The sequence below is a fragment of the Flavobacterium sp. EDS genome, from assembly GCF_020991525.1.
Taxonomy (GTDB): domain Bacteria; phylum Bacteroidota; class Bacteroidia; order Flavobacteriales; family Flavobacteriaceae; genus Flavobacterium.
This window is the reverse complement of the sequence record NZ_JAJMOZ010000002.1, coordinates 474,138-489,844: the sequence shown is the minus strand read 5'-3', so window position 1 is coordinate 489,844 and position 15,707 is coordinate 474,138. Positions and strand designations below refer to the sequence as shown.

15 protein-coding genes are annotated in these 15,707 nt (G+C 32.0%); 14 read left to right on the top strand and 1 reads right to left on the bottom strand.

The window, feature by feature from the left end; genetic code table 11:
* Positions 1 to 400: 400 nt before the first annotated feature.
* Both LPB87_RS05395 and LPB87_RS05390 read left to right on the top strand, forming a co-directional pair.
* Positions 401 to 658, top strand: coding sequence for a hypothetical protein (locus tag LPB87_RS05395; protein WP_230605200.1), 258 nt, complete (start codon positions 401 to 403; stop codon positions 656 to 658).
* A 191-nt stretch (positions 659 to 849) separates the two neighbouring features.
* On the top strand, positions 850 to 1,032 hold the full coding sequence (locus LPB87_RS05390; RefSeq protein WP_230605199.1) for a hypothetical protein: 183 nt from the start codon (positions 850 to 852) through the stop codon (positions 1,030 to 1,032).
* 33 nt (positions 1,033 to 1,065) lie between these two features.
* Here LPB87_RS05390 and LPB87_RS05385 read toward each other — a convergent pair whose 3' ends face one another.
* Positions 1,066 to 1,620, bottom strand: a complete 555-nt coding sequence (locus tag LPB87_RS05385; RefSeq protein ID WP_230605198.1) for a GNAT family N-acetyltransferase — start codon at positions 1,618 to 1,620, stop codon at positions 1,066 to 1,068.
* Between the two features lie 283 nt (positions 1,621 to 1,903).
* On the opposite strand from LPB87_RS05385, the gene LPB87_RS05380 reads away from it, so the two are divergent.
* The 12 genes from LPB87_RS05380 to LPB87_RS05325 all read left to right on the top strand — a co-directional run bounded on the left by LPB87_RS05380 (position 1,904) and on the right by LPB87_RS05325 (position 15,705).
* Positions 1,904 to 2,821 (top strand): bestrophin family ion channel, encoded by a 918-nt coding sequence (locus LPB87_RS05380; protein ID WP_230605197.1) that lies wholly within the window; start codon positions 1,904 to 1,906, stop codon positions 2,819 to 2,821.
* Between the two features lie 363 nt (positions 2,822 to 3,184).
* Positions 3,185 to 6,859 carry a PKD domain-containing protein gene (locus LPB87_RS05375; RefSeq protein WP_230605196.1) on the top strand — a complete coding sequence of 1,225 codons (3,675 nt, stop codon included), beginning with the start codon at positions 3,185 to 3,187 and terminating at the stop codon, positions 6,857 to 6,859.
* Between the two features lie 162 nt (positions 6,860 to 7,021).
* A complete protein-coding gene (locus LPB87_RS05370) occupies positions 7,022 to 9,181 on the top strand; it encodes a DPP IV N-terminal domain-containing protein (RefSeq protein WP_129539626.1) in 2,160 nt (719 codons plus the stop codon).
* Between the two features lie 491 nt (positions 9,182 to 9,672).
* Positions 9,673 to 10,209, top strand: coding sequence for a GNAT family protein (locus LPB87_RS05365; RefSeq protein WP_230605195.1), 537 nt, complete (start codon positions 9,673 to 9,675; stop codon positions 10,207 to 10,209).
* Between the two features lie 35 nt (positions 10,210 to 10,244).
* Complete coding sequence (locus tag LPB87_RS05360) at positions 10,245 to 10,808, top strand: hypothetical protein (protein WP_230605194.1); 564 nt, start codon at positions 10,245 to 10,247, stop codon at positions 10,806 to 10,808.
* Positions 10,809 to 10,825: 17 nt separating this feature from the next.
* Positions 10,826 to 11,335 carry a hypothetical protein gene (locus LPB87_RS05355; RefSeq protein ID WP_230605193.1) on the top strand — a complete coding sequence of 170 codons (510 nt, stop codon included), beginning with the start codon at positions 10,826 to 10,828 and terminating at the stop codon, positions 11,333 to 11,335.
* Between the two features lie 100 nt (positions 11,336 to 11,435).
* Positions 11,436 to 12,356: a helix-turn-helix domain-containing protein gene (locus LPB87_RS05350; protein WP_230605192.1), complete on the top strand. Its 921-nt coding sequence runs from the start codon at positions 11,436 to 11,438 to the stop codon at positions 12,354 to 12,356.
* 70 nt (positions 12,357 to 12,426) lie between these two features.
* The gene (locus tag LPB87_RS05345; RefSeq protein WP_230605191.1) at positions 12,427 to 12,627 is read left to right on the top strand and encodes a hypothetical protein; all 201 of its coding nucleotides are present in this window, start codon (positions 12,427 to 12,429) and stop codon (positions 12,625 to 12,627) included.
* Positions 12,628 to 12,668: 41 nt separating this feature from the next.
* Positions 12,669 to 13,241 (top strand): pentapeptide repeat-containing protein, encoded by a 573-nt coding sequence (locus LPB87_RS05340; protein ID WP_230605190.1) that lies wholly within the window; start codon positions 12,669 to 12,671, stop codon positions 13,239 to 13,241.
* Positions 13,242 to 13,341: 100 nt separating this feature from the next.
* Positions 13,342 to 14,214, top strand: coding sequence for a hypothetical protein (locus LPB87_RS05335; RefSeq protein ID WP_230605189.1), 873 nt, complete (start codon positions 13,342 to 13,344; stop codon positions 14,212 to 14,214).
* Complete coding sequence (locus LPB87_RS05330) at positions 14,198 to 14,728, top strand: hypothetical protein (RefSeq protein WP_230605188.1); 531 nt, start codon at positions 14,198 to 14,200, stop codon at positions 14,726 to 14,728. Before LPB87_RS05335 ends, LPB87_RS05330 begins: the two co-directional genes overlap by 17 nt.
* A gap of 50 nt (positions 14,729 to 14,778) precedes the next feature.
* A complete protein-coding gene (locus LPB87_RS05325) occupies positions 14,779 to 15,705 on the top strand; it encodes an alpha/beta hydrolase (protein WP_230605187.1) in 927 nt (308 codons plus the stop codon).
* Positions 15,706 to 15,707: the final 2 nt, after the last annotated feature.

Below are 15,707 nucleotides of genomic sequence, written 5' to 3'. Positions count from 1 at the left end.
ATAACTTATTATATTAAAGATAGCTTTTTTCATGTATATATTGTTTTGAATAAACAATAGTAATACTTTTCTACCAAATTATGTGTTAATTTTTATAATTTAACATAAAAAGACTACAAAAAAATCTTTTTGTTTAATGCTATATTGACTGAAGTATTGATTTTATTGAGATTTTAATTTTACCTAAAAACTAAACTTGTAACATTCCCATGTTGTTCAGCAAAAGCTTTTCCTTGCAATTCTTTTTTTGATCTTTTATCAGATAGTAAAAGCACAGGTAGCGCACCTACAAATCCAAAAGAATATACAACTCAAATTCTAAATTTTAAAGAGATCTATTTTATATAATTAATTATAATTACAATAACTTTGTAGCGTCATAAAGCAATACAGAAAAAACATGGATATAGTTAAATTTAAAATCACATCAAAAACGATAAAAGTAGAAGTACGCAATTCGAATAATTATGTTTTTAATTTCAACACCGCTTTAGAGATTGAGAAAGAAGACAAAGAGGTTTTATTAAGACTATACAATGCACTAGACCTTCTTTTTAAGAAAGAAAATGCTATCGAGATAAAAAATTATGTTTCGCCTAACCAAACAAATATTCTTGATCAGATTTCTGCTATTGACAATTTAGAACAGGAGAAATAGACCATAGAAGAAAGAGCACCCTGCCTCCTTACCTAAACGAACCCTTAAGCAAAAACTGTTTAAGGATTTATTATTTAGGAGTCATAAATTTTATGATCTGACATTGCGAAGGATACTGCTTTGCTATTTGTATACAAGAATTAAATAGCATACTTTTATTTTAAATAAACTTCTGCAAGAAAATCATTTCAATGGAAAAGAATAACAAAAAAATGCTATTTGTAGCAATCATTGGATTGATTATAGGCACATTAATCAAATTATTAGGACATAAAACCTTAGGAGATCTATTTCTTAGCCTTTCAACACTACTTTGGCTTTACATTATTATTCCTCTAGTTTATAAATTCGTGAATAGAAATCAAAAGACATAAGTAAAGCAATACTTTATCATTCGCTTTACAAAGTCATTCATTAATAGCCGGTTTACTTTTTTCCCAATTTATTTTTTTCAATTCAAACCAATCTGTCATGTCTCCCTCATAATCAAATGTTTCTTGGAAGTCAAAACCTAGCTTGGTCAAGACTTTTTTTGAATTTGAGTTATTAGGATCTGTAATTGCAAATACCGAATCGACTTTTAAGTTTGAAAATCCATAGTTTAAAATCGCAATTGCGGCTTCTGTTGCAAAACCTTTTCCCCAATGTTTTTTCTTAAACCTATAACCAAGCTCATAAAAATTGTTGTGCTTATTTAGGGATTCATTAAAATATTTCAATCCTGACCAGCCTACACATTCGTTTGTTTGTTTGTCGACTACAGCCCAACGTGCAATTCCATTTTCTTGGTATTGCTTTTTAAGCATCTCTATCACTTTGGTAATTTCTGATATTTCTTTTACTGGATTGTTCTCAATGTATAAATGAACTTCGGGATCAGAATCCATCTCGAATAAATCATTTTCATCTGTATATTCTAATTCTCTTAAAATTAGTCGTTCCGTTTCTGCAATTACTTTCATGCTATTTTTAATTTTTATTAACCTTACCGTGAAATTGTCTTTTATGAATAACAAATTTAATAAATTATACCATTCATTTAAACAAAAACACTCCACTCTCTCCTCATTTACAACTCTTTAAAACACAAGTATCAACTTTCGCCAAAAGGTATTACCTTTAAAACTCTAAATTATCACCCAAAACCTCAAGAAATAATAAACCCCAACTACACTTACCATTCAACTTAAGAAAGACTCAATTATATAATTATTACTTTTGTAATTAACAGATAGATTTCGCCCAATGATTATAAAGAAAAAAAGCAATTGGTTTAAAATGTTGTTTGAATGGCATGGTTCTGTTCTACCTCAGCTTATGCCAAGACTACTATTATTGCTATTGTTTTCAATATTAGTAGTGTACTTTAAACCTTTTTTGTTAGAACACAATCTTCATATTAACCCAAACATATTTACTCTATTTGGGATAGCACTTGCCATCTTCTTAGGTTTCCGCAATAGCGTAAGTTATGATAGATTTTGGGAAGGCAGAAAACTTTGGGGAGCATTACTTAATGATACCAGATCTTTAGCTCGACAAAGTCATTCATTAATAGATTGCTCTGATTATAATGAAAAGCGAGAGGAATTCATCAATTTACTTATTGCTTTTGTTTATTCTCTAAAACACCAACTCAGACAGACCGATGCAAATGACGATATTACTCGTCTTGTTTCTAAGGATTTTGCAAATAACCTAAATGAAGCTCATTTTAAACCTATTATTATTTTGAGAGAATTGGGTAATTGGGTGAAAAGAGCAAAAAAAGAAGGTAAACTAGATAGCATAACCCAATTGGCTTTTGAAGAAAATCTGAATAAACTTTCAGATATAGTTGGTGGCTGCGAAAGAATTTCTAGTACTCCCATTCCATATACTTACAGTGTATTATTACATCGAACGGTTTATATCTACTGTTTTATGCTTCCTTTTGGTTTTGTAGAAACATTAGGCTGGGTTACTCCTTTTGCTATCGTTTTTATTGCCTATACTTATGTCGCTATAGAAGCAATTGCTGATGAATTAGAAGATCCTTTTGGAACTCAACCTAACGATCTTGCTCTAGACACCATGGCACAAATGATTGAGAACACACTATTAGAATTAAATGACAAAAAAATAACTCCACAAAATAACTCAAACGATTATTATATTACCTAGAAATTGAGTCTTTAATCACCAATTAAAAAATCATTCTGATATTACTTAGCCTATGATGTAGCAAAACGCTACAAGGCTTCATGCTACCTTATATTTTCGATATCTTTTCACACAAAAAACAAGAATAAACCTCATACACAACCAATATATCAAAACAAAAACATATTTTTTTAACATTAAATAAGATAATATAGCACTACTTAATGTTAATATAATATAAATGAACCACAATTCACTACTGTACTTTTATCAAAAAAATATTTAGCCTAAGATTAAGACCACGACATAAAATCAATTTCGAATTTTAAAAATAGATATTGACTTTACTGAATCTAAGCTAATTACAAATTAATCCTATTTTTTATGAAAAAAAATTACTTAGTATTTGTGTTTTTATTGGGCTACGCATTAAATTCTTCTGCACAGACCATTATGGGATGTGGAACCAATCTATCCCAAAAAGAGCAGGATCTATTTAAACAATCTCTACCAAAAATTGAAACTGCAAAAAAAGCTAAATTGGGCAAAAAAATAGATGCTGCTCCTTATATTATACCTGTAGTATTTCATATCTTAAGCGATGGTGCTAACCTTGGGACTCCATATACCAAAGCTCAAATGCAAAGTCGAATCAATGATGTAATAGACATTTGCAACAAAGATTTTAATGGTTTGTATCCAGCCTACAATACTGTAGATCCTCTCTTTCAAGCTGTAAAAAGCAAAATGAACATTCAATTTGTTTTGGCCACTGTTGATCCAGATGGTAACATATTAGAAACTCCCGGTATGAATTGGCATCCAAATGCACGTATTTCTGATGGATATGATCCAAAAATATACGATTATATGTATTACGGGAAAAATGGAAAATATTACCTAGATATAGTTGTTGTTGATGAACCCAACCCATCTGATGGTGTTTACGGTTCTGGTCATGCTTTCTTGCCAGTTCAGGATGTTGTGCCTCACGTTACTTTTAACCATAGGTATATAGGTACTACAGGCGGATCAGAGGCGGGTTTTCAATTTGCTAAAGAAATGTCACATGAATTTGGTCATTATTTTGGTTTACAACATACTTTCCAAAATGGCTGTGACCCTATTAATGATGGTATGGCAGATACTCCACCAACAACTCAGGGATTTGGTTGTGATTTAACGAAAGTAAATCCTTGCGGTGTTATTGCAAATTATGAGAATTTGATGGACTATAACGTAAATTGTCAATCTATGTTTACCAAAGACCAAACGAATGCAATGACCTATTGGTTAGATGATATGACAACTGCTAAATATCCAAGAGGTTTATTATGGCAAGCCAGTAATCTTGAAGCTACAGGAGTTATAAGTGCCGTTCCTACAGCCAAATTTATTGTGAGCACAACGGCTATTTGTACTAATAAAAGTGTAACTTTTAATAATGTTTCTTTAGGGATACCAACTTCTAGAACCTGGACTTTTGCAGGCGGTACACCAGCTACATCTTCAGCAACAAACCCAACTGTTACTTATGCAACTCCTGGAACATATACAGTAACATTAACATCAACCAATGCATTAGGAAACGATACAAAAACTAGTATCAACTATATAAAAGTTGACCAAAGAACTACTGTAAATATGGTAGAAAATTTTTCAGGAGCTTTTCCTCCAGACGGATGGACTATTACCAATCCAGATGCAGATGCATATTTACAATGGGAAAAACGCAACGATGCCGGAAATGGAGACTCAGCATGCATGGTGATGAACAATGCTGATAATGCTACTGTTGGCGAACTAGATTACATACAACTTCCTTATTATAATTTTACAAATGGAGTAAATAGTCAACTCTATTTTGACGTTGCCTACACAAAATTTGATGCTTTAAGCCCGGATATTCTTGACGTTGAAGTCTCTACTGACTGTGGCACTAATTGGACAACTGTATATTCTAAAACACATACTGATCTAGAAACTACGACTACTCCTATAGCTATTCCTAATAATTGGATTCCCAAAAAAGCCGAAAATTGGAGAAAAGAAATTGTTGATCTCAATGCTTATGTAGGAAATTCAAATGTTACTATTCGTTTTAAAAACAAATCTGGTTATGGAACTCGTATTTGGATTGATAATGTGAATGTAGCCATTGTTCAAAATTCGACACCTATATCTGATTTTTCCGCAGCTGTTACCAGAACAAATTGCACTAGCTTAGTTGTTCCTTTTAAAGATGCTTCTACAGGAAATCCAACTACTTGGTCCTGGTCTTTTCCAGGCGGAACCCCTGCAACTTCGACAGCACAAAATCCAACTGTAACGTATAATACAAACGGAACCTATGCGGTTTCTTTAACAACAACAAATCTATCAGGCACAGGAACTTCAGTCACCAAATCAAACTTTATTACAGTCGTTACTCCAACAAATACCTCTTATACAGAAACTTTTGAAGGAACATTTCCTCCAACTGGTTGGGAAATCACTAATTTGAGTGAAAATTTAACATGGGAAAAAAGTACTGCTGCTGGCAGAAACTCTTCTTCTTGTATGATTATAAATAATGCTGATAATGCTACAGGAGATGTAGATGAAATTACGCTACATCCTTTAAATTTAGCTGTAGGCGCGACTGATTTTTCTTTTGATGTAGCTTATGCAAAATTTGATGCGGATAGTCCTGATGTTTTGAATGTTTTAATTTCTAAAGATTGTGGAGTTACTTGGACAAACTTATACTCTAAAACTCATACTGTATTAGAAACTGCTATAAGTACTGATGCCAATAACTGGATCCCAACATCAGATTCTGATTGGAGGACTGAAAGAATTTCATTGACCGCTTTTAAAGGAAACTCTAATGTCCTAATTAAATTTGTCAATACATCTGGTTACGGAGCGAGAATTTGGATTGATAATTTAAAATTTATTTTTGATAGCAAAGAGAAACCATATTCTGATTTTAATATTACAAGTTCTATGATTTGTACTGATTTGCCAGTACAGTTCTCAGATGCTTCTTTTGGCGAGCCAACTTCATGGTTATGGTCTTTCCCAGGAGGAACACCTGCAACCTCTACAAGCAGAAACCCAACAGTAATATATAATACTCCAGGGAATTACGATGTTACTTTAGTAGCGACTAATACTTATGGACAAGGAACAAGCATGTTAAAAACTAGCGCAGTAACAATAAAAGGCAAGAACTCTTTACCTGTTAGTGAGAATTTCAATGATGCTTTCCCAAAACAAGATTGGCAAGTTCTAAATCTAGACGGAGATCCTATTACATGGGAACAACGCACCGATGTAGGTAAAGGAGATTTATCTTGCTTGGTAATTAATAATGCCGATGCTCCAACCGGAATGGTCGATGAATTGATTTTAAAATCGATGGATTTTACAACTGCTGATAAACCCCATTTGCATTTTGACCTTGCATATACGCAATATTTAAGCGCTTATGATCCAGCACCTGCGCCAGATCAAATCGATATTTTGGTATCTTCTGATTGTGGTGTTAGTTGGACAAATGTATATTCTAAGAATCAATTGCAATTACAAACCGTATCCCCTCCTATTCAGGATGACCCTGCTACCAATCAAGCAAATGAAACTAATGACTGGAAACCAACACAGGATTCTGATTGGAGAAGTGAAACCGTAGATTTAAGTGCAGTAAAAAACCAATCGAGTGTTTTGGTTAAAGTAAGAAACACATCGGGGTATGGAACCAGAGTTTGGTTTGATAATTTCAAAATCAATAATAGTCCAACATTAAACATTAAAGAAAATAAAATTGACGGAATCGCTGTGTATCCTAATCCATCCAAAGATCTATTTACAATATCTCTTCCTTCAATAGATACAGAAAAATATGAAGTGGCTGTTTACAGCGTTACAGGACAATTAATTTTGAACGCAACCTCATCGAAGATAAACTCAAATGCACTAACAATTGATTTATCAGGAAAAGTAAATGGGGTTTACATTTTAAAAATTAAATCGTCAAGCGGAAAAATTTCAGTAAGCAAATTAATAAAAGAATAACAAGAATGTGAATCAAGAGACGAAACACCACAACTACATAGTAAGATTAGAATTTACATCAAAACTAAAATTTACAAATTCAACTCTTGATTCGCATTAATCATTAATTTTATAGCGCTATTAACCATAGCGCTATTATTAATCTAAAATTATTTAAGTATAATGAAAAAGCATTTTCTACTATTATTATTAATCTGTTCGAGTGTTTTTGCTCAGGAAAGCATTGATATTAATCGGTTAAACTGGTTACCAAACTCCCATTCTTTTTGGGTAAACGCTAAAGGGAACGTAGTTGTTTATGATGTCGATAAATTAAACCAAAACACCACTATTTTAACCCAAGAACAGTTAAATAGCTCTGGCTTTACAGGAAAAATAGAACAATTAGTTTGGAACCAAAACAAAACCAAAGTACTGGTTTACACCAATTCTAAGAAAGTTTGGAGAGCAAATACGAAAGGAGATTATTGGTATTTTGATCTCGCAACAGGAAAAGGAAAGCAGCTTGGTGCAGACTTAGAGAAGTCATCATTAATGTTTGCTAAATTTTCTAATGACAATGAAAATGTAGCTTACGTTTCGCAACACAACATTTATCTTGAAAATTTAGTTACTGGAAAAATAACTCCTTTAACAACCGATGGAACGGATAAAATTATCAATGGGACTTTTGATTGGGTTTACGAAGAAGAATTAGCTGCTCGAGATGGTTTTAGATGGAGTCCTGATGGAAAAAGCATTTCGTTTTGGCGTGTAGATGCATCAAATACAAAATTCCATTTAATGATAAACAACACCGATTCGCTTTATCCATTTACTATTCCTGTTGAATATCCTAAAGCTGGTGAAAAACCATCATCGGTAAAAATTGGCGTAATCGATATACCTTCATTAAAAACAAATTGGTTAAATATTCCTGGTGAGCCTGATAATAATTATTTGGTTAGAATGGAATGGATCAACAATCAAAATGTAATGGTTGTACAATTAAACAGACTTCAAAATCAAGCTTCCATTTATAAATGCGATTCGAAATCTGGGGTAGCCAATTTAATCTACCAAGAAAAATCAGATTCATGGATTGATGTTTTTGATATCTCTTCGGGAGAATACGATGTTTTCCCTTGCCAGTTTGTAGATAATGGAAAAGCTTTTCTATGGAGTTCGGACGCCGATGGTTGGATGCATGTTTATAAAATCAGTGCCGATGGCAAAAAGAAAGAATTAATTACTACTGAAAAATTCGACGCTTATTATAAGGCATACAATCAGGAGACAAATTCTATCTATTATATTGCAAGTCCTACAGATGCCACACAACGTTACTTGTACGAAACCAATTTGAATACCAAGAAAACAAAACGCATTACTCCAAAAGAATTTGAAGGAACAAATGAATATCGTTTTTCTACAGATGGTAAATATGCCAAACATACCAATTCAAGTATTAATCGTGATTACAATACACGTTTGGTAGCTTTACCAAGTCACAAAAAAATATTACCATTAACACCTGATTCATTTTCAGTTCCGCAACGTGATTATTCGTTAGAGAAATTTAAGGTTACCACTGTTGATGGTGTAGAAATAGACGGGATAATGGCTAAACCATTAAATTTTGATCCTACTAAAAAATACCCAGTATTCTTTTATGTTTATGGCGAACCAATGGCCTCTGTGGCAAATGACGAACCGTATTTTTATCCGTATATCGCTTATTTAATTCCTGAAGGATATATAGGAATAGCAATGGATAACCGAGGAACTCCTGTAATGAAAGGTACTAAATGGAGAAAATCTATTTATAAAAATATCGGAATCATCAATACTCGCGACCAAGCCATGGCTGCGAAAGAAGTATTAAAATGGAAATTTATCGATAATGATAGAGTTGCCATTCACGGATGGAGTGGCGGTGGCGCAGTAACATTGAATTTAATGTTTCAATATCCTGAGATTTACAAAACGGGAATTGCAGTTGCTGCTGTAACCGATCAGCATTTTTATGACAACATCTATACGGAAAGATATATGGGATTGCCGAGCGAAAACGAAGCAACTTATATTAAAGCGTCACCTGTAACTCATGCTAAAAATCTTCAAGGAAACTTATTATACATTCATGGAACAGGCGATGATAACGTACATTATAAAAACGCCGAAGTTTTAATTAATGAATTGGTCAAGTACGATAAGATGTTCGACCTGATGATTTATCCAAATCGCTCACATAGTATTCACGAAGGAGAAGGAACTGGAAAACATCTTGCAGATACCTTCATGAAATACATAAGAGAAAATTCTCCTCCAGGAGCAAAATAATTTAAAGACATTTTATTGTGTCATCTTTCTCAGTCTTGTCATTCTTAGGAATGGTGGGACTGAGTTTTTTTTGTTTAAGGCACTAAGGTTCTAAGCTACTAAGGTTCTGAGACAAAACTTATCCGCAATTAAATCACGATATTGTCATTCTGAGCGGAGTCGAAGAATCACACAAATTACTCAACAATAAAAAAACTCCTTATTAATTTCTTGCAGAGATTCTTCCTTTCTTTAAATGACTTTACGTGTGTTTATCTTTGTCAAAGTTTAAAACTTTGACAAAGATAATTCACTTAGTTTACGGAGTTTTATCATAAGATTTATGATCCCTCTGAATGACAAAATTGGGTAAATTATTAATAAATATTTATATATTAGCTTAAAGAAATAGATTCTAAAACATAAGACTCTTATCATGAACAAAAGGAAAATCGATCTTTGAATCTTCAGGCGACAAAATTTCTAAATCAACCGACATAAGCTAATTCCAAATGACCATAAACATAGATCAAAACCTAAAACTGGAGTTAATCCACGAAAATCACGCACAACCAATCTTTGATCTTGTTGATGCAAACAGGGCACATTTAAGAGAATGGTTGCCTTTTGTAGATAGCATGCAAACAGTTGAATTTGCAAATAATTTCGTAAAAGGAACTATGCAACGAAATCAAAATGGAAATGAATTTGCTTTTGTAATTATTACCAATGAAAAAGTAGTTGGAAGAGTTGGTGTTTATAAAATTGATGGTCAGAATAAAATTGGAGAAATTGGCTATTGGCTTGCCGAAGATCTACAAGGAAAAGGAATCATAACCAAATCTTGCAAAGCAATTATCGACTTTTGTTTCTCGGATTTACAGCTTAACCGGATTGAAATAAAATGCGGAACTGGAAACTTAAAAAGTAAAACAATCCCAGAAAAACTTAACTTTACCCACGAAGGAATTCTTCGTCAGGGAGAATTACTTTATGACCAATTTATTGACTTGAATTTATATTCTCTTCTTAAAAATGATATCAAGTAAAATACTTAAGTACTTCTAAAAAACAAAAGCACAAAATGAAAAACATAATATTCACAAAACTCCTATTCTTTTTTGGTCTTATCTCATTAGTTTCTTGTAACAACGGACCAGAAACAATCGATGAATTTGCTGAAGAAATTACAAACAATATTAAAAATAAAGATTCCGAAGGATTGTATGCTTTATTTTTATCTCCAAAGGAAAATGCATCCTATGGCTTTGCAAGTGCTACAATTACACCCGAAGAATCTTCGAAACTAAAATCGAGCGAAGATTTAATGAAGCTGATTATACGAAAGGGAACTCAAAAAAAGCCGGATGATATTAAGCGTATCGATAAATTCATTTCAGAAGCACATACCGTATTTGATTGGAATCAAATCAAATCTATAAAAACAGAATCTGCTTTAGTAGAAACTAAAAAAGTAAACACCATAAGAAACAAAGTCATGATCGATGCTACTACTTATGATTTAAAAATCGTAATCGAGTTAAATGACAATAAAGTATATCGTTTAAAAGTTAACAAAGCAATGAAAGTAAATAATCGTTGGGTAATCTACCCTACGAATGGCTTCGGGATTGAAATTGAGAAATAAGAATACATAAAACTAGAATGTTAAAAAATTTCATCGCTATACTTATTGCAAACTTATTGGGCTTATTCATTTTTGTTGTTGCTGGCCTAACAACTTTCAACAATTTAAAACATATACTTAAAAACGAAACCATTAGTGGAAAAGTCACTGCTGTCAATTCATTAAATACATATTCAAAAAATGGTGGTGGCACTCTCAATGCTTTTGAATTTAAATTGAATACTACAAAAAATGTATCTTTTTTAACCTCTTACGAGAGGATTAATTACAACATTAGTATTGGTGATTCTGTTACATTAAAAAAATTGTACGTAGGAAATACAAATTCAAAAGTATTATCAATAAACGGGCAAACTATTAATAATTTCTATGGCGTATTCGACCTCGTAATGTTAGTAGCTTTTGTAGCGATTATTCTAATTTACTCTATCTATTATAAAATATACAATCGTAAAAAATATATAAATAAGAATAATCAATATACTGAAATCCTTAAAAGGAGAAAGCGCCCAATTCTTAAATCATAAATGATGTTACATTTTCGGATGATTGAAATGGAAATAGAATTTCCTTTTTTAATACCTATTTTCACTGAGTAAAATTTACTACGAATACTAAACAAAATAAATGAAAGCGAAAAAAGAGGGAGATATAAAAACCTATGATTCGAAAGGTTTCCGGGATAAATTTTTCGAATCAGAAAATACAATATCCCATTTTTTCAAATCTAATTCAGAACATTTTTTTTGCTTAAAAATTGAGGATATCAATCAATTAAAAGATACAATTCCACCCTCAAAACACATTTGTCATACGCTAGTTTTTATTACATCTGGAGTTCATAAAATGAAAGTAGGATTTGAAGAATATACTACTAAATCAAATGAAATTATAATAATTCCAGCTGGTCAAATTTTCTCGATAAAATCTATAGATAAAGAAACTACAGGCATCATTTGTCAGTTTCATCAGGAAATTCTAATTGGAAAATATGGTAATCGGGAAATGCTAAATGACTTTGAATTTTTAAAAATTTGGGGAAATCCGCACGTAAGCTTCCAAAACCGAGAAGCTGAATTCATTTTGAATTTACTAAGTCGGCTACATATCGAATATTCTGAAACAGGTTGCATTAATCTAGATATCATACAGCCATACATAATCACTTTACTGAGTGAGATTAATAAAAACTCTATAAAAACCAATAAAAATATCACTGCTGCAACTACACTTACAACTAAGTTTAAGGAGCTTATTTATACGCACATAAAAACCCAACATCAGGTGAGTTATTATGCCTCAATTCTGAATGTCACTCCAAATCATTTAAACAAATCTATAAAATCGGTTACCGGAAAATCGCCTACAAAATGGATAGACGAAACAATCCTACTAGAAGCCAAATACTTATTATACCAGACCAATCTTACGATTAATGAAATTGCCATACAAGTAGGTCATTATGATCAATCGTACTTTAGCCGTATCTTCAAAAAACATGAAGGCGTCACTCCTATTGAGTACCGAAAAATGATTGATAAATCCTAACTCTTGCTTATTGAATCCTAATAGGATTGTCTCTTTATTATTGACATTTGCAAACTAAAAAAAGCAAATAATGATCTACGTTTTCAAAACTTCGGTAAACACAGCATCGAAATTAGAATCGGCAACAACAATCCTTAACGAATTATTACCTGGCGTAAAATGGAACTTCGACCTTGACGATTGGGACAATATTTTAAGAATTGATAGTGAGACCAATATAGTCGAAATGATACTAAACAACGATGTTTTCGATTGTATCGAATTAGAATAACTATCGCATTTGCAACAATTAACTTTTATCATCAATTTACTATGGACACATTACTTCATCAAGGCAAGACATTTGAAAACATCGATTACTCAGAAAAGAAATTAGTCGATTTCGAATTTTTCAATTGCGACTTTATAAACTGTAACTTTTCTAAAAGCGATTTAAGCAATAATGATTTTATAGATTGCAACTTTAAGAACTGTAATTTCTCTTTGGCAACATTACGAAACACAGGATTGAAAAACATTAAATTTACTGATTGCAAATTAATGGGCTTAGACTTTAGTTATAGTAATGCTTTTCTTTTCTCTATGAACTTTCAGGGTTGCATACTGGATTACTCTACTTTCCTGCAAAGAAAATTAAAGAAAACAAACTTCTTAGATTGCTCTCTAAAAGATGTAGATTTCTCCGAAGCCGATTTAACTCAGGCTGTATTTAAGAACTGCGACCTTTCGAACGCAACATTTGTACGAAGCATTCTAGAGAAAGCTGATTTTCGTACGGCAAAAAACTATTCTTTCGACCCCGAAGAAAACAAAGTCAAAAACGCTAAATTCTCCCGTTTGGAACTTGCAGGATTATTAGAGAAATTTAATCTTGATATTCAGTAAATCTAAAAGAAATATGGGATTGTGGTAGATTTTTTATTTGTATTTTCGTTTACTAAAAAATAAAGTAGCAGCTAATTTTAGCTGGGATCATAAAAACCATATGAACGAAAAAACAACTGTAGACAATGCCATTAAAAGAGGGAAATGGTTAATTAATTACCCTGCACGTACAATATTATTTACATCCATTTTTATTGCTATTTATCTTCAAATTCAAAACATCATAACAGGTTGGTTAATTATACCAATTGTATATATACTCCCCTTTTTATTAGCTTTTCTATATTGGTGCATTACAATTACCAAGTGGAGAATTTGGGCATTTACAAATGTTAGAAATGTTCATGAATTAAAAAAAAGAGCTATTCAGGAAAGACTAATTGGTTTGGATAACAGTTTTTATCAAAAAGCTGAAATAAAAAGCTCTGGAGATAAAAAAAAATGGGATTCGTTACTATTAAAATTTGAAAAGGAAGACATATTTCAAGACAACATATTTATCCCGAAACAAACTATAATCTTTTATTCCAAAAGCAAAAATTCAATCCAAATGCTTTTAGGTATTTCGAGCATTATCCTTGGAGGTTACTTAATACTTAATTCCAGAAGCCTACCTTTAGGAATACTATTGATATTAGGAGGTCTTTATTTAACTTACAAAGAATTCAGAGAAGTTATAAATACTACACCTCAGATAATTTTAGATGAAAAAGGTATAGAAACCATAAAAACAAAATTCCACAATTGGGAATCTATAAAAAATGAAGAAGTAATTTGTGAGGGCTTCGGAAAAAACAGACATTACTATTTAATATATGAATATCCTGGTGGAAGAGAATATTTGCAAATAGATAGCTATACTACAAATATGAAAGCTCTAAATAAGTTATTAATATTATACAGAGGTCGATCAAAACAAAAAAATAATTTCATTCAACAAACAGTAAAACTCTCAAATGATATTTATAATTAATTCCCAAGGCACAAATCTCATAACCAGAGAAGAACTTTCGGTTAAGGAATGGGCTAAAAAACTAGATAAATTCATTAGATATACTGCCTTTATTGATGATAACGAACTCATAAAACAACTTACTTATGAGTACAATCTTAATCAAACCCAGATTGAGGAAATTGAGAAATGTCTTGAAAACGAAAAAGTAAAATTCCATAGATATACATGTACTAAATACGAACATTTTAAAATTGAGCCTGTTTATTTGGAAATCAAAAAACTAAAAGGAAAACTAATTTATTGGAAAGATTGGGATTATATTTTTGAACAAAAAGACAAGGATTACTTTCTTTGGTGTTTTCTGGGAGGTTTTGCCGACGCACAACGTGAAATAAAATTAAGCGAGGAACACCTAAAAAAATATAAAGAAATAGGACTTGCTCAAATAGATTATCTAATTGATAATCTGCAAAAACTTCACAACTCCGAAGAATATGAACTTGCCAAAACAGAGAATCGAGTAGTAATGTAAACCGTTCTTTCTTATATTTTTCTTATATTTCAAGTTCTATTTTACAATTCATGAAACAATTACTTCTAACCCTTTATTTACTTATCGGAATGTCCCATTCTCAATACGCTCAAAAAGTTATTCCTTTATATAATGGAAAAGTACCAAACTCCAAAGAAATTGCAGACCTGACAGACTCAATTATGGTTTATGAAACTGGTGCAAAAAAAATCACTGTAATTACCAGAGTTGCTACTCCTGATCTTACTGTTTTTCTTCCCGAGAAAAATAAAGCCAATGGAATTGCTATAATCATTTGCCCTGGGGGTGGCTATTCGGGTGTGGCAATTGATCATGAAGGTTACGCTATTGCCAAAAAACTAAACGAAAGTGGCATTGCTGCATTTGTATTAAAATACCGTCTACCAATTACAAAATTTGTCGAAAACAAAGAAATAGTTCCTTTGCAAGATGCACAACGTGCTATTGAGTTGGTAAGAGAAAATGCCAAAGAATGGGGAGTAAATCCAAATAAAATTGGAATCCAAGGAAGTTCAGCTGGAGGACATTTGGCCGCCACAGCAGGTACACATTATAAAAAATCATATATCGATAATCCATTAAAAACAAACTTACGTCCCGACTTTATGATTCTTACTTATCCTGTTGTTAGCATGACAGATGGGCTAACGCATATGGGCTCCAGAAATAATTTGCTTGGAAAAAATGCTTCTAATGAAGAAATTAAAGAATTTTCGAATGAATTGCATGTAACGTCAGATACTCCTCCTACATTTATTACCCATGCTATAGATGATAATGATGTTATTGTACAAAACTCGCTTATATTTATTGCTGCTTTGCAAAAAAACAAAGTTCCTGTTGAATCTTTCTTTTATGCCAATGGTGGTCATGGTTTCGGGATGGACAATCCTACCAGCAATGTACAATGGATAGCTCCTTGCATTGATTGGATTTTGAAGATTAATAAAAAATAAAT

Coding starts and splice junctions, on each gene's coding strand:
- LPB87_RS05395 (WP_230605200.1), top strand. CDS start 401: ATGGATATAGTTAAATTTAAAATCACATCAAAAACGATAAAAGTAGAA.
- LPB87_RS05390 (WP_230605199.1), top strand. CDS start 850: ATGGAAAAGAATAACAAAAAAATGCTATTTGTAGCAATCATTGGATTG.
- LPB87_RS05385 (WP_230605198.1), bottom strand. CDS start 1,620: ATGAAAGTAATTGCAGAAACGGAACGACTAATTTTAAGAGAATTAGAA.
- LPB87_RS05380 (WP_230605197.1), top strand. CDS start 1,904: ATGATTATAAAGAAAAAAAGCAATTGGTTTAAAATGTTGTTTGAATGG.
- LPB87_RS05375 (WP_230605196.1), top strand. CDS start 3,185: ATGAAAAAAAATTACTTAGTATTTGTGTTTTTATTGGGCTACGCATTA.
- LPB87_RS05370 (WP_129539626.1), top strand. CDS start 7,022: ATGAAAAAGCATTTTCTACTATTATTATTAATCTGTTCGAGTGTTTTT.
- LPB87_RS05365 (WP_230605195.1), top strand. CDS start 9,673: ATGACCATAAACATAGATCAAAACCTAAAACTGGAGTTAATCCACGAA.
- LPB87_RS05360 (WP_230605194.1), top strand. CDS start 10,245: ATGAAAAACATAATATTCACAAAACTCCTATTCTTTTTTGGTCTTATC.
- LPB87_RS05355 (WP_230605193.1), top strand. CDS start 10,826: ATGTTAAAAAATTTCATCGCTATACTTATTGCAAACTTATTGGGCTTA.
- LPB87_RS05350 (WP_230605192.1), top strand. CDS start 11,436: ATGAAAGCGAAAAAAGAGGGAGATATAAAAACCTATGATTCGAAAGGT.
- LPB87_RS05345 (WP_230605191.1), top strand. CDS start 12,427: ATGATCTACGTTTTCAAAACTTCGGTAAACACAGCATCGAAATTAGAA.
- LPB87_RS05340 (WP_230605190.1), top strand. CDS start 12,669: ATGGACACATTACTTCATCAAGGCAAGACATTTGAAAACATCGATTAC.
- LPB87_RS05335 (WP_230605189.1), top strand. CDS start 13,342: ATGAACGAAAAAACAACTGTAGACAATGCCATTAAAAGAGGGAAATGG.
- LPB87_RS05330 (WP_230605188.1), top strand. CDS start 14,198: ATGATATTTATAATTAATTCCCAAGGCACAAATCTCATAACCAGAGAA.
- LPB87_RS05325 (WP_230605187.1), top strand. CDS start 14,779: ATGAAACAATTACTTCTAACCCTTTATTTACTTATCGGAATGTCCCAT.